A 16,522-nucleotide genomic window follows, 5' to 3' on the forward strand; every position below is an offset into this window, starting at 1 on the left:
GATCCCCGACACCGGCGGTCTTCTCCAACTGCGGGGAGTCGGCCTTGACGGTGTGGACCTCCCCGGGCTCGTTGCCAGCGCCGCGTACCCAGACCTTGTCCTGGAGGGTGTGACCAGCACTCGGTGTTGTTCTCCTCCAAAGTGATCAGACCGGCGTCTGTGAGGCGCGTGGTGGCGGCGTTGACCTCGTCGGTGCCGAACACCTCGACGTCCAGGTGGTGATGAATGGATGGCCTCTCATCGCCATACCCGGTTCGCCCGCCCTGGCCGACGCCCGTGAACGTCCCCACCTGCCCCGGCGTCCGAGGCGACACCCCCACCCGCACGCCGGTATGGGCGACGGGGAACATAGGGCATGCTCGAAGGCCTTGACGACATCGAGTGGCGGCGGCTCGGCCACGCCTACGGGGCGGCCGACGACCTGCCCGGCCAGATCCGCGCCCTGCGATCGCCCGATCCGGCTGAACGAGACGAGGCCCTCGGTACCCTCTACACCAACATCTTCCACCAGGGCAGCCGGTTCCAGGCGAGCGCCTACGCAGTGCCGTTCCTGCTGGAACTGCTCGCCGACCCCGCCACTCCGGACCCGGCGGCGATACTCGCCCTGCTGACCTCCCTGGCGGTCGGCTACGACGAGAACTTCCTGCCGGACGGTTTCCCGGTGACCGACCAGCGCCGGGCCGCCGAAGGCGGGCGAGAACTGCTCGCCGCCAAGCCACCCCCCTGGACCGGCGAGGACGAGGCGAAGAAGGAGTACGTCGAGTACGCGTACGTCCAGTCCCTGACCGCAACGGAGCAGAACCGGCTGTGGTCGTACATCGAACTGGCGGTGTACGACGCGGTACGGGCCGGGGTGCCGCTGTTCCGTAGCCTGCTGGGCCACCCTGATCCGGGGGTGCGAATCGGGGCGGCGCACGCCCTCGCCTGGTTTCCGGAGGAGGCCACCGGTAGCCTGCCCACGCTGACCCACGCGACCGCGGCCAGACTGGAGCCCGACGGGACGGAGGTCGTACCGGAGCCCGATGCGGTGGCCACCATGCTGGTGGCCACCGGGTTGCTCGGCGCCGCGCCGGACATCCGGTTTCTGGCCGACCCGCACCCGCTGGTCCGCTGGGCCGCCGCGATCGGGCGGGCCCGGGTACTGGGTGCGAAGGCCGACGAGGCGACCGTTGACGAGCTGTTGGCCTGGGCAGCCGCCCCGCCCGATGACACGGTGAACCCGCCGGCGGACGCGGGGTGGGTGCCGTTCCTCAATGGAGACCTGGGCGGGTACGCCGGACTCGCCCTGCGGCAGCTCGGCCCCCAGCACACGGACCGCGCCTTCGACGCGCTGCTCCGCCGGCTGCCCACCGTCAGCGGCGACCAGTCGCTGACCGTGCTGGGAGAGGCGTTGCGCCTCGCGTTCCCGGATGGGCCGCTGCCGGCGGCGACGCCCCCTGCGGCGTTGACGCCACGACAACGACGACTCGCCGAGGTGCTGAGCCGGTCACCCGTTCCCTGGCTGATCGACGGGCAGGACTTCGGCAACGTCGCCGAGCTCGTTGACGAGTACGGGCTGCCGGACAGCCGTGAGGCGCTGCTCGCGTACCTCACGCGTCTGCCGTAGACCGCCGCGTGCCGGTCGCAGAACCTGCTGGACACCTGCGCCTACCACGCGATGCGCTACTCACTGGCGGCGAAGTCGACCGGCGACCGCTGCCCCGTACGGGTAGCGGAAGTCGAAGGCGACCGCCCGCCTCCGGTGCCAGTGTGGTGCCGTTGTCGACCTGTGCCCTGCCGCGGCGATCGTCCTGTCGACCGACCGCCGACCACGGGGTGAGTGGGGGACGGTGGTCGAAACGGGTCCACCGACGCAGAGGGTCAGGGCTTGCGGGCGACGCCGGCCCAATAGTAGGCCGCATGCGGGTCGTCCGGGCCTGCGTCATCGGGCCGCCACGCCATGACGGGCACGATGCCCGGCTCGATCAACTCCCACCCGTCGAAGAACCGCTCCACCTCGGCGCGCGTGCGCGGCACCAGCGTCATGTGGCCCTGATTGGCGGCGGCCACCGCCGCGCCCATCTCTGAGGGGTTGAAGTCCTGCGTCGGATGGGTGATGGCCAGGTAGCTGCCAGAAGGCAAGGCCCGCGTTATGGTACGCAGCCTCTCCCCCGGCTCGTCCTCGTCGCGCAACAGCATGAGCACCGCGATGAGCGTAAGCGCCACGGGCCGGCTCAGGTCTAGCGTGCCAGTGAGGCGGTCGGCGAGGATCGTCTCCGGCCGGCGCAGGTCGGCGTGGATGTACTCACTGCGCCCCTCCTCGCTGCTAATCATCAGCGCCCGGGCGTGCGCCAACACGATGGGATCGTTGTCCACGTACACCACCCGGGTCTCGGGCGCCAGCGCCTGGGCGACCTCATGCAGGTTCGGCCGGGTGGGGATGCCGGTGCCGATGTCGAGAAACTGGCGGATTCCGGCCTCGGCCACCAGGTAGCGGGCCACCCGGTGGACGAACCGCCGGTTCTCGGCGGCCATCATCCGCAGGGTGGGGATCGCCTCGATCAACGCGGCGCCCACCGCCCGGTCGACAGCGAAATTGTCCTTTCCACCGAGCCACCAGTCGTAGACCCGGGCCGAATGCGGTACGGAGACGTCCACACCGGTGGGCGGGATCTCCTCGGTCCGACTTCCGGCGTAACGCGTCACGGTCGACTCCCTCAAAGAGGCCGGGATAGACGTGCGTAGCCTAGACGACGTCCACCCACCTCGCGATCCGGTCCTAATCAGATGTGGGCCCGACCCGCTTGGACGAACATCCGGCATCCTTGGCGCACTGCGGCGCAAGACGTGGCCGGCGACTCGTCTCCGCACGCAGGCCGCCAACGGCCATCGAGAGTTCCGTGTGGGCCGTCAGGCCAGCTTCCTGATCGACTCCGCGACCACGTCAAGCGCCTCGGCCACCACTTCAGGCGACCCACTCAGATCCACGGGACGGGTGTGCAGGCGCTGGTTGCCCCCGACCACTGTGATGACTCGGTCCGGAGCGAGGTCGGCACGGCAGTAGATGAGCATCCCGCGCGGTAGTCGCAGGGCCGTGGTGTAGGCCAGCAGTTGGTAATAGTCGCTGGTACGTGCCAGACCGCCCCCGGTCAGCTTGTACTTGACGTCCGCAACGAAAACGACCTCCGCGCCCCGCAGGAAGAGCAGGTCGGGGTTCATGGTGACGGGTGGCGAGACGCTCAGGGGAACGTCCATCTGCTCGAGGACCTCGATCGTGGGGTAGAGCCTTGCGCGTAGCTCGTCCCCGATCCACTTCTCGAATAGCCTGTTCATGTCGACCAGGAAGCTCTGCGCTGTCAGTCCACCCGCGCCTTGGGTGAGGCCGAAGCCCTCGAGGACCAGCCGAGCAAGGGCAAGAGCCGGTTGGTAGTGCTCATTGAGCGGTGTGCGCCGGATCAGGTCGCACTCGGTAAGCGCGACCGGCGAGTCACCCACTCCTTCGAGGCGCTGGAGCAGCTCACCGGCCATGCGACGCAGGACGGGGCCCACTGGCCACCGCACGACATGCCGGACGGCCGCCAGCAGAATCCGGTTCTCGGGGATGTCCGCGGTGAAGTCGTCGAAGCGGCACGGCACTGGCCAGGAGTCCCACGGCCGTGCGGCCAACTGCTGGACGTCCATGCGTCCACGGATCACCGGGAGTCGCTGGTCGACAGCACGGTAGCCGTGGACGAGCCCTCGGCGGGTCGCCCCGTTGATCGCCCGTAGCACCAGTTCCGCGACGCCTTCGACGAAGTCACTCCGGTCGTACGCCGCCGCGTCGGTTCCCCACTCGACCAGGCCCGCGCCGGAGGTGAACATGGTCAGAACGGTCCGCAAGTCCCGCACCTTGGGCAGGATCTGGATGGTCAGCCGAGGCAGGACCACGGCGCCCACCCAGGAGGTGGCCTGAAGGAAGTACGAACCGGCCTCGTCCGACGGGGTGAGTTCGAGGCGGCCGCCGGGGAGGCCGCGGAGCAGGGACACCTCCGCGACGTCGAGAGCTACGGGTCGCGGCGAGGCCTCGTACTCGCGAAGCCTCACCACGCCGGCGACCTGGGATTCAGAAGGAAGACTCATCGGAATCGTCCGAGGCGGCATCCACGGCCGCGCTCCCCGAAGCGGAGGACGGCCCGTACGCGGCGTGCACCTTCGCCCAGGCGAACTGCTCCAGTTGGTCGGGCCGGCCGTACAACTGGTCCTCGATGAAGGGGTAGACGTCGTACTCCCAGATGCGTGCGAGCCGCTCGTCGGTGAGGCCCTGTCTCATGAAGTGGCTGTGACCGACCTGCAGGTGCGGCCCCTTCAGCAGGACCCGGAGCCGCTCGTTCACCTGATCCACCAGTCCGGCGACCCACACCGGTTCCCCGTTCTTCTTCAACCAGGCGGCGAGCACCGACCGCATCGCTCCCTCGTGCGGCATGAACGGGATGAAATGGAACCGTCGGCGCAGGGCCGCATCCACCATCGCGATCGACCTGTCAGCGGTGTTCATGGTGCCGATGAAGAAGAGGTTGCGCGGCAGCTCGAATGGTTCGTCGGGTCGATAGGCGGTGCGTACGGCCTTGTTCCGGTATTCCAGCAGGAACAGCAGTTCGCCGAAGACGCGCGGCAGGTTGGCGCGATTGATCTCGTCGATGATCAGGTAGTGCGGCACGCCGGGGTTGTTCTCCGCCTTCTCCGCCATCAGCGCAAGCGGCCCGGAGCGAAGCTCGTAGGTCAGCTGCCCCCGGTCATCGGTGCGGGGCCGGTAGCCCTCGAAGAAGTCCTCGTACGAGGTGGACGGATGGAACTGGACGAGCATCCGCCTTTCCGGGTCCTGCTGCAAGGCGCCGGCGAGCCGGTCCGCCAGGTAGGTCTTGCCGGTGCCCGGAGGGCCGTAGAAAATGAGTTGTCCCTTCTCGTGGAGCAGTTCAGCGAGCTCGCGCAGGAACGGTTCGGGCAAGAGGAGATCCTGCGCGGTCCGGGCGATGCGGTCCTCCTCCTCGACCGGCTCCACGGCGTCGTGGTTGAGCATCCAGTAGGCGAACTGGCCCTGCCCCCAGGGATCGCCGGGCAGCAACTGCTCGAGGGTTGCCCGCAGCCGGTCGTTCGCCTCGACGTGCTGCTGGCCGCGGCTCAGCGCGCCGTTCGGCTCCGCAAGCCCGAACCGGCGAAGCATGGCGATCTTCCCCATCGGGCCCGTCAGCGGGAAGATCGGCAAGAAGCGCCGGGGGTCGGTGACGGCGAACAGCTTCAGCAGCACGCTCTCGCCCAGCCCTTTCGTGCCGAGGTCTTTCCAATCCAGGCCTCGGTCGATGCGGGTAGCGACCTCCCCGTCGCCGAAGAGGATCTCACGAAGTTTGTTGGCGAAGGCGTCGAGGGCGACCGAGTCCATGCCCGAAAGGCTGGCGTTGAGCACCGACTGGGGACCCGGGTTGCCGTAGCGCTTGCCGTTCACGAGCAGCCGGAACTGGTCCAGGTCGAAGATGGTCAGGTTCTCGGGTGAGAGGGCCTCAGCGAACTGCTGTCGCTGTTCGGCATGCCACTCGTCCTTGTCGTTCGGGTAGGGGCGCTCAGCCTTGAACCTGGCGAGCGCCGCCGCCAGGTCCTCCCCTTCGGAGGTTGTCGCCGGCCCGGCCTCTCCCTGACCGGCGACCAGCCTCACCAGCGGCTTGAGCCGACCCACCTCCTCGAGTATCGCGTCCCTCAGGGCGACGCCCCGGGGAACCTCGGACCAGGGCCACCACTTCCCCACGAGCGTGCTCCCACCCGGATCGGCGTCGACCGGAACGAGCCGGTCTCCGGTGAGGTGGGGCCGGATCTCGAAGAACCGGTGACCCGAGGGGAGCGGACCCGTGGCAAGCGCCGCGCCGGCGACCGGGTTCCGCCAGTCATACAGGCCGAGCGCAAGCCCCGAGCGCGTGGCCCACAGCCGTAGGCCGGCCGCAGACACCGCCCCGGGCAGCGACCAGGTGGCGTAGGCGTCCGCGCGATACGCAGCCGCCTTGTCCGAGGCGATTCGGTCCTGCGGTTGCGAGGTCTCCAGCTCGAGTCCCGTGGCGGCCCGCAAGTCCGCCAGCAGCCCCTTGGCGGCGATGTGCAGCTCGCCCTTGAGTTGGGCGGCGAGAGCGGCTGCTCGACTCGAACGTTCCTCGTCCGGATAGCGCGCGCCCACCTCGTAGGTGGCCATGATGCCGGCGGCCTCGTCGCACATCTCGCGCACGGCGGGGTTGACTCCCACGAACCCCTGGCGCTCGGCCAGGAACCACATCAATCGCTCGAACCGGTGGACATCGTCGGGACAGAACGCGCGTGCCGCTTCAACCACCGCCAGGTAGCGGTCGGCGTTCTCCCATGTCCGCAGCCAACCCAGCGCCCACATCCGCTCCGGCGCGCTCTTCCACATCACCGGCCAGCCCGGCTGCACATCGTCCGTCGACCAGAACACCGACAAGACGTACGGGATCCGCCCGACGGCCGGTTGCCCCTTGCTCGCCAGGTCCCGGGTCACCCGCTCGACCTCGGCGAGCCGGGAGCGCGCCTCATCCACGGTCGCCGGCGTGGTGAACGCGCGCACCAGCACGTCCAGCGCCTCGGGGTCATCGGGCAGGTTGTTGGCGACCTGGTTGAGCCACATCTGGCCGAAACCGGAGAAGGCGATGTACGGGCCTTCCCGACGCGACCACTTGTCCGAACCTGCCCGGAACGCCGCGAAATCCCGGGTGGCGACGAGCTCCGAAACCAGATCACGGGCCTCGGCGTCCCGGGTGGGCCGCAGCTCGTCCGCCTCCGCCCAGCGCTGCTTCACTTCCTCGTCGAGGTCCACGGCCGCCTCGATCTGATCGAGCTTGCGCCGCCACCGGGGCAGGTCGTCGGGATGGATCACCAGAGTGCACTCGTCCCTGTCATCGGCTCCATGCCGCAGCCACGGCACACGACAGCATCCCACGATCGTGTCGCCAGCTAACAAAGGAAAGCGACCGAGATGGAAGGGCCAGGTGGAACGAGCAACAGGTGAAGACCGCCAAAGGGCCAGCTCCCTGGCTGCCTGGATCAGCGTGGCGGCAGCACGCCCAAGGCGCTCGAGATAGCCCGTTGCCTGTCGGGATACCGACACAGTCCATTCTGGTCGGAAAGAGATATTGACCTGTCGGAAGGTGCCTGAGAGCCTGACTGGCTCGGTCGCGTGACGAGCACACGTACAGAGCGGTTTTGGAGAGGAGCCGGTGGAGTGGCGCCGGAAAACCTGACGGCATATGGCTCAACCCTCGACGCCGACCAGCAGGTGTTGGCGAACCAGTCGCGACGTCCGCCCCGGCCGATGCCAGTGATCGTCCTCGCCGACATCAGCGGAAGCATGGACGGCGAGAAGATCCACGTGCTCAATCGCAGTATCCGGAGCATGCTGCACGCGTTCGCCATGGAGGACTCCGCGCGGGGAGAGATCCACGTCGCGGTGATCGCTTTCGGCGGGGACGAGGCCGTCGTGCACCAGCCGCTGGTCCGCGCCTCACAGGCACAGTGGGCCGAGTTGACACCGCGGGGCAGGACCCCGATGGGTGGTGCGTTCAACCTGGCCCGGGCGCTGCTCGACGACCCGACCGCCGTGCCGAAGCGGGCCTTCCCGCCCACCCTGATCCTGGTCTCCGACGGGCTGCCCACAGACGACTGGCAGGGTCCGCTGACCGCGCTGCTCGGCACCCGTTGGGGTGCCCGGGCACTGCGGCTGGCCATCGGGATCGGCGTCGATCGGACCTCGGAGGCCGACGAGGTGCTGACGCAGTTCAGCACTCCCGGCACCGAGGTGCTTCGGAGCGACCAGGTGCACGAGATCCCGGCGCAGTTCCGGTGGGTGACCGCGACGGTGACCGAACAGCTGCACCAGCGCACCGCACCGAGAGCCGTCCGGTTGGAGGATCTGGATTGAGCATGCAAGGCGCTGCGTGGCCGAGCAGTGTCCGGGCCGCGAGCAACAACCTGCACCTCGATCTCCTGCTCGACAACCAGTTGGGAAGCGGCGGCGAAGGGGCGGTCTTCCGCACCCGGTACGGCGGCCTGGCTGTGAAGCTGTGCGCCCCCGACGATTCCAGCCGGGACCGGATGGCCGAGCTCTTCGCCCGCCTTCGGTGGCTGCCACTGGACGGCATTCCCCTCTGCCGCCCGCTGGAGCAACTGGCGCCGCCGCATGTCGGCTACGTCATGGAACTGTTGGAGGACATGGTTCCGCTGCGGGAGCTGTGCGACCCGCCCCAGCAGGACGAGGACGCGTGGTATCTCGGCGGTGGTGGCCTACGTCGCCGGCTCGTCCTGCTCGCCCGGTGCGCCGGTGTCCTCGCCACCCTGCACGACCGGGGAATCGTCTACAGCGACGTCTCTCCGGGTAACGTGCTGGTCTCCGCCGACCTCGGATACGACGAAGTCCGGCTGATCGACGCCGACAACCTGCAGACCGAGAGCAGCACGGCGGCCCGTCGGCTCGGAACGCCCTTCTACACCGCACCGGAGCTCCTGCGCGGGCAGAGCGGCAACACCGTCTTCAGCGACGTCTACTCGTTCGCCGTGCTCGCGTACGAGGTCCTGACCATGAATCACCCGCTGATCGGCGACTACGTCAACGAGGGCGAGGTCGAGCTGGAGGACGACGCCCAGCGTGGGCTGGTGCCGTGGATCGACCACTCCACGGACGATCGTAACCGGACCCGGTTCGGCTACCCGGCCGACCGGGTGCTCACCCGGCGCCTGCGGGATCTGTTCCGACGTACCTTCGAGGAGGGGATGACCGACCCGTGGGCGCGCCCCGGCGCCGGGGAGTGGTCGGCGGCCCTGCACGCCGCCGCCGACCGCTGCCTGGTCTGCCCGTGCGGTCAGAGCTTCCTCGCCGCGCACCCCACCTGCCCGTGGTGCCGGGCCACCCGCCCGCCCGCACTGACGGTCACCGTGCTCGAACAGTTTCCCCGCCTGGGTGAGGGGCCACCACCGTTGCTCGCCCAGGACGACCTGGCGCTGGTGCTGCAGGCGCACCGGCCGCTCCTGGTCACGAACCGCACGGCGGTCCGACACGCGGAGGACCCGACCGTGGCGCTGCTCAGGATGGAGTGGGAGGGCGGCGCCGAGGTCCGGGTGCGCAACTGCGGACGGTCGATGGTGCGCCGCGTGCCGCCGCAGGGCGGCACCGGACTCCAGCTCATTCCCGGCTCCGCCACGGTCGAGCACCTGCGGGCGCCGTGGTGGATCCACTTCGACACCGAGTTGCGGCCGCACCGGATCCTGGTCCTGCAGTCGGTCGGGGCGCCCGATGCGCGCTGACGAACTGACGGTGGGCGACACCCGGCTGATCCGCGTCCACCCGGTGATGGGAGCGGTGGTACCGCCGTGGCTGAAGGCGCTCGCGGAGAAGGATCGCCAGGACCGCGAGATCGAGGTGCGGCTGCCCGCGGCGACGGCCGCGTACGACCTGGCGGTGCACCAGGGCCGCCAGTACGGCCCCCTCCGAACCCAAGTGACGGATCCGGACGCGCGGGACTGGATCTCCGCGGCCGGACAGACCGTCGTGGCCTGGGTCGCCCACGCGACCGACCGCGAGGCGCACCTCCAGTGCCACGGCTTCGCCGGTGCCGACCTCGGCCCGCGGTTGGAGATCGGTGTCGACGACCGGGTCGCCGGGCAGGTCCGCGTCGCCGCCCGGGCGCGCACCGCAGGCTTCGACGAGGTGCGGGACTGGCTGCGACGGGAGTTCTGCCTGCCCCCGCCGGCCGGGGGCGCGCGGGACCGGATCGTGCACAGCGGCGGGCCCCGGGACCAGCCCGCCGGGAGCGCGTTCACACTGCACGGCACCCGCTGGGTCGCCGACGTCGCGCTGGTCGGGAACGTGCTCCGGATCACCCGCATGACCGGCGCGGACGCCCGGGGGCGAGGCCGCTGGCACCGGCTGAGCGAGGTGGACGTACGGTTCGTCGACCGTGGCGCGGAGGCGGACGCGTCGGAGGCGATCCGGGCCGCCCTGCTCGGCCTCGAGTCCGACGGACGCACCTACCTCGACCTGTGGCAGGCGTACAACAACATCGAGCGGGAGGCCCTGGTCGAGGAGGCCACTCGGCTGCGGTGGGCGAAGTTCCAGTCGTGCAAGGTGACCGCCCGGGGCGACTGGCGGTTCGAGCTCCAGCCCGGCGACCGGGCCGCACGGTTCCTCGGCGCGGTGGCCGCGTACCCGGGGCGGCTGGAACTGGAAGCGGCGGGCGACCTTCCCCCGGAACTGGCGGAGGGGCGCGGCCGGGCCACCGTGGGGGTGCACGGCGAGGTCCGTGGCGCGGCGGCGGGAAACTGGACCGTGGACCTCACCGTCACCGGGGACGAGCCGCCCCCCGTGACGGGCTACCTCTTCCGCTCGCTGTCCGGAGACCGGTCCCGGTTACGGCGGCGGGACACCGCACGCGAGCGGATCGAGAACGACCAGGCCGAACTGCCCGGCCTGCGACTGCTCATTGAGGGACGCCCGCGGCCCGGCGCGCAGCCGCGCGTCGACCCGGCACACGACAGGGCGGTGAACCGGGTCATCGGCGCGGCTGCCGGCGAGAGACCGACGGAGGTGCAGCGGGCCGCTCTCCGGATGGCGCTGCGCACCCCGGACGTCCTCCTCGTGCAGGGACCACCCGGCACCGGCAAGACGCGCTTCATCACCGACCTCCTGCGCTGCCTCGACGAGCTGGGTGACCGGGCGGTGGCGGTGAACCGGACGCTGCTGTCCAGCGTTCAACACGACGCGGTGGACAACGTGGCGCGCCGGGCCCGGCGGCTCGGCCTGCCGCCGACCCGGGTGAGCAACAAGCCGGAACGGGACCGGCAGAACACCCGCCAGTGGCGGGACGAGACGGTGGCCGCGGTCGACCGCCATCTCGACCGGCACCGCCCCGAGGTGGCCGGCTGGGACCGGGTCGTGCGGCTGCGTCAGCTCGCGGCCGCCTACAGCCGGCAGCCCGTCGCCGGGCCCGATCTGACCAACCTGCTGACGGAGACGAAGCGGCTGGCCGGGGCGGAGCTGCCGGCCCGACTGCGGAGCCGGCTGGACCGGACGCTGGCGGAGCTGCAGGTGACCGGCACGCTCGGCCGGACACTGACGGACGAGGAACGGGCCGCGGTGGCTCGGGTCGTCCGGTCGATCCGGGTCACCCCGGTCTCCTTCGCCGACGACGGCCCGGAGCGAGCGCGCAGCGCGCTCCGGCTGCTGACCGACGTGCTGGACGAACCGGCCCGGGTCCTGCTGACGCGGGCCGCCACCGGGGACGCGAACCAGGAGGCCCTTCTCCCCAACCTGGCGGACCTGCGGTTGGCGCTGCTCGACCGGCTGGCAGCGGCCACCGGACTGCTCCACGCCCCACAGCACGATCCGGCTGTCGAGGACCTGCTGATCGAGGTCGCGGACGTGGTGCACCAGGTCCACGCCGCGTCCACCGACAGCACCGCCGAGGTGCTTCGCGCCTACCAGGACGACCTGCGGGAGGACCTCGACCTGGTGGAGCGGACCCTGGCCCGGTACAACGCGGTGCTCGCCTCGACCGTGCAGCACGCCGACTCCCGCGAGATGTCCCGGGTGCTCGACGCGCCGTTGCCGGTCTTCGACACCGTCGTCGTCGACGAGGCGGCCCGCGCCAACCCGCTCGACCTGATGATCCCGATGGCCTTCGCCCGCCGGCGGATCATCCTGGTCGGCGACCACAAGCAGCTCCCGCACATGCTGGAGCAGAAGGTGGAGCGGGAGCTGCGCCGCAATCGTTCACTCGACGGGTCCGAGCTGTCCCAGAGCCTCTTCGAACGGTGGTTCGACCTCTTCGCGAGCGAGCGACCCGCGGTGCGGACGATCCGGCTCGACACCCAGTTCCGCATGCACCCCGCCCTGGGGCGGTTCGTCAGCTCGGTGTTCTACGGCGGCCCGGACGTGGTCCGATCCCACCCCTCCACCCATGAGCTGACCCACGACCTGAGCCCCTGGGCCGGGAAGGTCGCGGGCTGGATCGACGTCCCGCTGGGGGCGGGTGCCGAGGAACGGACCGGGTTCAGCCGGACCCGGCGGGTGGAGGCGATCCGGCTGGTGCGGGAGCTGCGGGAGCTGGCCCGGCGGGACCAGGCCCGGCAGCTCACCTTCGGCGTGATCACGTTCTACCGTGAGCAGCAGGTCCTGCTGGAGACCGAACTGGTCGACGCGGGCCTGGCCGTCCTGGACGACGAGGGAGGGTTCGCACCGGTACCGGCGATGGCCTACACCGCCGAGCCCGTCCCCCGTCAGCGGCTCCGGGTGGGCACCGTCGACGCCTTCCAGGGCATGGAGTTCGACGTTGTTCTGCTGTCGGTGACCCGGAGCAGCCCCCCACCGAGGTCCGCCCCCGACCCCGCCGAGGCCGTCCGGCGGTACGGGCACCTACTCAGCGACAGCCGCATGTGCGTGGCAATGAGCCGGCAGCGCCGGCTGCTCATCGCGGTGGGTGACGCCGCGATGGCGGAACGTTCGGCGACGCCGGAGGCGCCAGGACGTCCCGGCCGGTCGGTGGCCGAGGGGCTGGTGGCGTTCCGGGAACTCTGCGAAGGGGTGGACGGTGGCGGGATTCGGCGTTGACAGCCCGGTGGTCCTGCCGGACCACGTCCGGTACCGGGGCGACCAGCTCTGGCTGCTGTGGCCGGCCCTGCGGTACCGGGTGGTCGCACCGCTCGTGCACGAGGAGCGGCTGAACGTCTTCCAGTCGGCGGTGCTCGGGCTGGCCCGGTCCGGCTACCGGGAGGTGGGCGAGATGGCGGCGCTGCTCGGTCTGCAGGGTGACCTGGTGGAGATGGTCCGGTCGGACCTGCGTGCGCTGTCCTACCTGGACCGGTACGGCGCGGTGACCGGCACTGGCCTGCAGGCGTTGCGGGACGGCTTCCCCGACCCGACCCGGACCATCACCACGTACGTCTACCAGGACGCCACCACCGGATCGCTCTGGCCGGCGTCGACCCTGCAACCCCGGCTGGCGCAGGCCGACTGGCGGGCCCGACATCAGGTCTCCCTGCAGCTACGGACCGCCGGCGCGCCGTTGCGGGTGACCGCCTTCCCGGTGCCGCCGGAGGGCTGGACGGACACCGATCCGCCCAGCCACGAGGAGGTCGTCGAGGCTGTCTCGCGTGGTGAGCGGGCCAAGCAGGCGCGGGGTCGGGCCCGGCGGTGGGACCGTGCCGCACCGGAGCGGGTGGTCTCCCGCGTGGCGTTGATGACCTCGGGAGTGCCGGTGTGGATCCCGGTTCCACTCGTGTCGCACCAGCACGACGCGGCAAGTACGGAGACCGTGAGCTGGGACGCGTTCAGCCCGTTCACCGGCCGGTCCAGCACCTACCTGCGACGCCTGGTGGCGACCAGGTTGCAACAGGTCCCGGCGCTGCGCGAGCAGGTCGAACGGTTCGTCGGCCGGCGCAGCGAAGCGGTGGTGCTGGAGTACGACCGGCTCGACATCGCCCTGCGCCGGCGGATCGGCGAACTCCTGGAGGACCGCTTCACCGGTCTGGTCCGAGAGCACCGCGATCTCTTCGAACTGCTGACCCTGCTGGAGCGGGACATCGGCCGGGCCCGGCTGGCCGGGGACGGCTGCACCGAGCTGGGGGATGCCGTCCGCAATGCCTGGCGCCTGCACGAGGTCGTCCTGCGCGACATCGTGGCCCGGCATCCGCCACCGGCGAACGCACCCGAGCTGGACCGGTCCCTGTCCCAGTTCTCCGGTCAGCTCGGACGCTGCTGCCGGCGGCTCGGAATGCCCTTCGGTGAGCACCTCCGGGTGAGCAGGATCAAGCCGGACGACCTCCGCAACGCGGTCCGTAGGCCGGAGCGGGCCAACACGCCCGCGTTGCTCGCCGCGGTGCTGGTCTCGGGCGCTCACGGTGGGCCGGACCATCCCGTCCGACGACTGGCCGAGGTCCGCCCGAACCTGCTCACAGAGCTGACCCGCCTGTCGGCCGACCGGAACAGGGGCGGCGCGCACGCCGAGGTGGTGCCGCTCAACCTCGACACCGGCGAGGCGGCCTGGGGGCTCGCCCAGCACACCTCGGCCGCGTACCTGGGCGTCGCCCTGCCCGATCTGTCCCGGCCTCCGCGAAAGGACAACCACACCCATGGGGAAGAAGCCCCGGTCGCCGCAGCACCGCAACCTCGGGGCCCGGTCCCGGCCCCGCGCTGACGAGGTCCAGGCCGATCTGGCGCTCGCCGCGCGCCGCGCGGAGGACGACGCCGAGCTCGTCGACGCGCTGGCCACCGAGGCCCTGACGCCCGCGCAGCGGTCCCCGGAGGCGGTGCTGACCACCTACGACAAACTCACCGCGCAGATCGACGAGTACCGGCGCTGTGCCCTGGCCGCCACGGCGCGGGAGGAGGCGGCACGGACACGGGAGGAAGCAGCCGAGGCGGACCGGCAGCGCATCCGGACGGACCTGGACCTGGCGGCACAGGCCCAGGCCGAGGCGGAGGAGATTCGTGGCCGGCTGGCCCGGGCGGAGGCGCGGCTCGACGAACGGGATGCGCAGCTGCGGGACCGGGAGAAGGCGGCCGAGGCGGGCTTCGTGGCGGAGGCGAAGCGGGCCCGCGCGGCGCTCGACGCGGAACTGGCGGAGCTGCGTCGGGGCGTGTCGGCGGAGGTGGCCGCCGAGCGTGAGCGGTGGGTGACGGAGCGGACCGAGGCTCTCGCCGAGATCGAGCGGACCCGGCGGGAACAGCTCGCCGATGCGGAACGCGTCCACGCCGAACTCGCCCGGGAACACCAGCGGCTCGCGACCCGGGCGCAGCAGCTCGAGCACGACCAGGGCGCCCTGCGGGGACAGGAGATCCAGCTCGAGCGGCGGGAGCGCGACCTGGAGAGGGAGGTGACCGCGCGGGCCGCCGCAGAGGTGACCGCGCTCGACCGGGAGGTCCAGATCCTCCGGATCCAGTACGCGGCGGCCCAGGAGGCGGTCGCCGACCTGCATCGTCAGCTGGCCGAGCGGGAGCAGGCGCTACTCAAGATCGGCTCTTCGGATCCCGCGCACGTGCTGGACGAGCTGGAGCGGCTCCGCGTCCGGAATGCCGAGCTGCGGGACAAGCTCGCCGCCCGGATCGGCGACGAGGACCTGGATCGGCTCCGCTGGCTGGAGCAGCAGAATCGCGAGTTGAACAGCGCACGCGAGCAGCTCAGCTACGAACTCCAGGAACTCCGGGGCGCGGCCCTCGCCGACCGGATCAACAACCTTCAGGTGAAGCAGCTCGCGGACGCCGAACGGCACTTCGAGGTCCTCACCCGCGGGTACGAGGGGCGGATCGCGGAGTTGCGGTCGGCAATCGACATCCTGTACCAGGACCGCCCCGACCCGGGTACGCCGCTCTTCCCCCGATGCGTGGCGATGGACGACGACCCCGCGCTCGACGAGCCCGGCGAGGTGTCCGGCGACCTACCGGACCTGGCAGTGCTCGCCCGCTCGCTGCAGACGACGATGTTCGCCGAACACGACCGCGCGTACCGCCTGAACGACATCTGCGTGCTGCTCGGCGGACTGGCGATGAGCCGCCTGCACCTGCTGGAGGGGATGAGCGGCATCGGCAAGACGTCCCTGCCGAGGGCGCTGGCCGGCGCGCTCGGCACCGACTGCGCGGTGATCGAGGTGCAGGCCGGCTGGCGTGACCGCACCGACCTCTTCGGCCACCACAACACCTTCGAGCGACGGTTCGAGGAGACGGAGTTCCTGCAGGCGCTCTATCGGGCCCAGACACCACGGCACCGGAACCGGCCGTTCTTCATCGTGCTGGACGAGATGAACCTGTCCCGGCCCGAGCAGTACTTCTCCGTGCTCCTGTCGAAGCTGGAGAACGACGACGGGGTGCCGATCCAACTGGTGACCCGCGGGGACGGCCGGGCGCCGCGCCAACTGGTCGACGGCACGAGCATCGCCCTGCCGCCCAACGTGTGGTTCATCGGCACCGCCAACCAGGACGAGTCCACGTTGGAGTTCGCCGACAAGACCTACAACCGGGCGCACCTGATGGAGTTGCCGGCGCAGCGCCCCTGGCTGAACCTGGACCGCAGGCCGGTGCCCGCCCTGCCGCCGTACGGGACGGACGCCCTGCGGCGGGCCTTCAAGCAGGCGAGGCGGACCCATCGGGAAGAGGAGAAGGCCGTCCTGGCGTTCGTCGCGGACCTCGCCGGCGACCTCCACGAGCACGGCCGGGCCGTCCTCGGCCCCCGCGTGGAGAAGCAGCTGCGCACGTTCACGCCGGTGGTCGTGGCGGCCCGGCAGGGCGACCCGACCGGCGAGCAGCCCGAGTACGGCGACGCCGACCAGGACGGGCGGTCCCTGGCGGCCGACCACTTCCTGGCGACGAAGGTGCTCCGTACCGTCCGAGGCCGGTACGACGTCACCGTGACGGGCCTCGGCAAGCTGCGGGAGGCAATCCGGACGGCGTGGGACCTGCACAAGATGGCGGGTGAACCGGTTCGCTGCGTCCGGTTGCTCGACGACGAAGTGCACCGCCGGGAGAGTTGAC

The 16,522-nt window shown here is 70.8% G+C and carries 9 protein-coding genes and 1 pseudogene; 6 read left to right on the forward strand and 4 right to left on the reverse strand.

Features of this window, described 5'->3' with window-relative positions; all coding sequences use genetic code 11:
- Positions 1 to 19: 19 nt before the first annotated feature.
- A pseudogene (locus ACGFZ2_RS19295) lies at positions 20 to 218 on the reverse strand (glyoxalase/bleomycin resistance/dioxygenase family protein); the annotation flags it as partial.
- A 137-nt stretch (positions 219 to 355) separates the two neighbouring features.
- Between ACGFZ2_RS19295 and ACGFZ2_RS19300 the strand changes: the two are divergent.
- The gene (locus tag ACGFZ2_RS19300) at positions 356 to 1,606 is read left to right on the forward strand and encodes a hypothetical protein (protein WP_393455235.1); all 1,251 of its coding nucleotides are present in this window, start codon (positions 356 to 358) and stop codon (positions 1,604 to 1,606) included.
- Positions 1,607 to 1,860: 254 nt separating this feature from the next.
- Here the strand turns inward: ACGFZ2_RS19300 and ACGFZ2_RS19305 are convergent, their stop codons facing one another.
- The 3 genes from ACGFZ2_RS19305 to ACGFZ2_RS19315 form a co-directional block, all read right to left on the reverse strand.
- Positions 1,861 to 2,685, reverse strand: coding sequence for an SAM-dependent methyltransferase (locus ACGFZ2_RS19305; RefSeq protein ID WP_393455238.1), 825 nt, complete (start codon positions 2,683 to 2,685; stop codon positions 1,861 to 1,863).
- A 204-nt stretch (positions 2,686 to 2,889) separates the two neighbouring features.
- Positions 2,890 to 4,005 (reverse strand): McrC family protein, encoded by a 1,116-nt coding sequence (locus ACGFZ2_RS19310; RefSeq protein ID WP_393455241.1) that lies wholly within the window; start codon positions 4,003 to 4,005, stop codon positions 2,890 to 2,892.
- Between the two features lie 76 nt (positions 4,006 to 4,081).
- Positions 4,082 to 6,886 (reverse strand): McrB family protein, encoded by a 2,805-nt coding sequence (locus ACGFZ2_RS19315; protein ID WP_393455244.1) that lies wholly within the window; start codon positions 6,884 to 6,886, stop codon positions 4,082 to 4,084.
- 435 nt (positions 6,887 to 7,321) lie between these two features.
- On the opposite strand from ACGFZ2_RS19315, the gene ACGFZ2_RS19320 reads away from it, so the two are divergent.
- The 5 genes from ACGFZ2_RS19320 to ACGFZ2_RS19340 are packed head-to-tail and all read left to right on the forward strand — an operon-like array spanning position 7,322 to position 16,521.
- On the forward strand, positions 7,322 to 7,927 hold the full coding sequence (locus tag ACGFZ2_RS19320) for a VWA domain-containing protein (protein ID WP_393455247.1): 606 nt from the start codon (positions 7,322 to 7,324) through the stop codon (positions 7,925 to 7,927).
- A 2-nt stretch (positions 7,928 to 7,929) separates the two neighbouring features.
- Positions 7,930 to 9,306: a protein kinase gene (locus ACGFZ2_RS19325; RefSeq protein ID WP_393455250.1), complete on the forward strand. Its 1,377-nt coding sequence runs from the start codon at positions 7,930 to 7,932 to the stop codon at positions 9,304 to 9,306.
- Positions 9,296 to 12,607, forward strand: coding sequence for a DEAD/DEAH box helicase (locus ACGFZ2_RS19330; RefSeq protein WP_393455253.1), 3,312 nt, complete (start codon positions 9,296 to 9,298; stop codon positions 12,605 to 12,607). The genes ACGFZ2_RS19325 and ACGFZ2_RS19330 overlap by 11 nt, the downstream gene beginning before the upstream one ends.
- Positions 12,588 to 14,192 carry a hypothetical protein gene (locus ACGFZ2_RS19335; RefSeq protein ID WP_393455256.1) on the forward strand — a complete coding sequence of 535 codons (1,605 nt, stop codon included), beginning with the start codon at positions 12,588 to 12,590 and terminating at the stop codon, positions 14,190 to 14,192. The genes ACGFZ2_RS19330 and ACGFZ2_RS19335 overlap by 20 nt, the downstream gene beginning before the upstream one ends.
- The gene (locus ACGFZ2_RS19340) at positions 14,128 to 16,521 is read left to right on the forward strand and encodes an AAA family ATPase (protein ID WP_393455259.1); all 2,394 of its coding nucleotides are present in this window, start codon (positions 14,128 to 14,130) and stop codon (positions 16,519 to 16,521) included. Before ACGFZ2_RS19335 ends, ACGFZ2_RS19340 begins: the two co-directional genes overlap by 65 nt.
- Position 16,522 lies beyond the last annotated feature (1 nt).

Source organism: Micromonospora sp. NPDC048063 (assembly GCF_043202855.1).
Taxonomy (GTDB): Bacteria; Actinomycetota; Actinomycetes; order Mycobacteriales; family Micromonosporaceae; genus Micromonospora.

Coding starts and splice junctions, on each gene's coding strand:
- ACGFZ2_RS19300 (WP_393455235.1), top strand. CDS start 356: ATGCTCGAAGGCCTTGACGACATCGAGTGGCGGCGGCTCGGCCACGCC.
- ACGFZ2_RS19320 (WP_393455247.1), top strand. CDS start 7,322: ATGCCAGTGATCGTCCTCGCCGACATCAGCGGAAGCATGGACGGCGAG.
- ACGFZ2_RS19325 (WP_393455250.1), top strand. CDS start 7,930: ATGCAAGGCGCTGCGTGGCCGAGCAGTGTCCGGGCCGCGAGCAACAAC.
- ACGFZ2_RS19330 (WP_393455253.1), top strand. CDS start 9,296: ATGCGCGCTGACGAACTGACGGTGGGCGACACCCGGCTGATCCGCGTC.
- ACGFZ2_RS19340 (WP_393455259.1), top strand. CDS start 14,128: ATGGGGAAGAAGCCCCGGTCGCCGCAGCACCGCAACCTCGGGGCCCGG.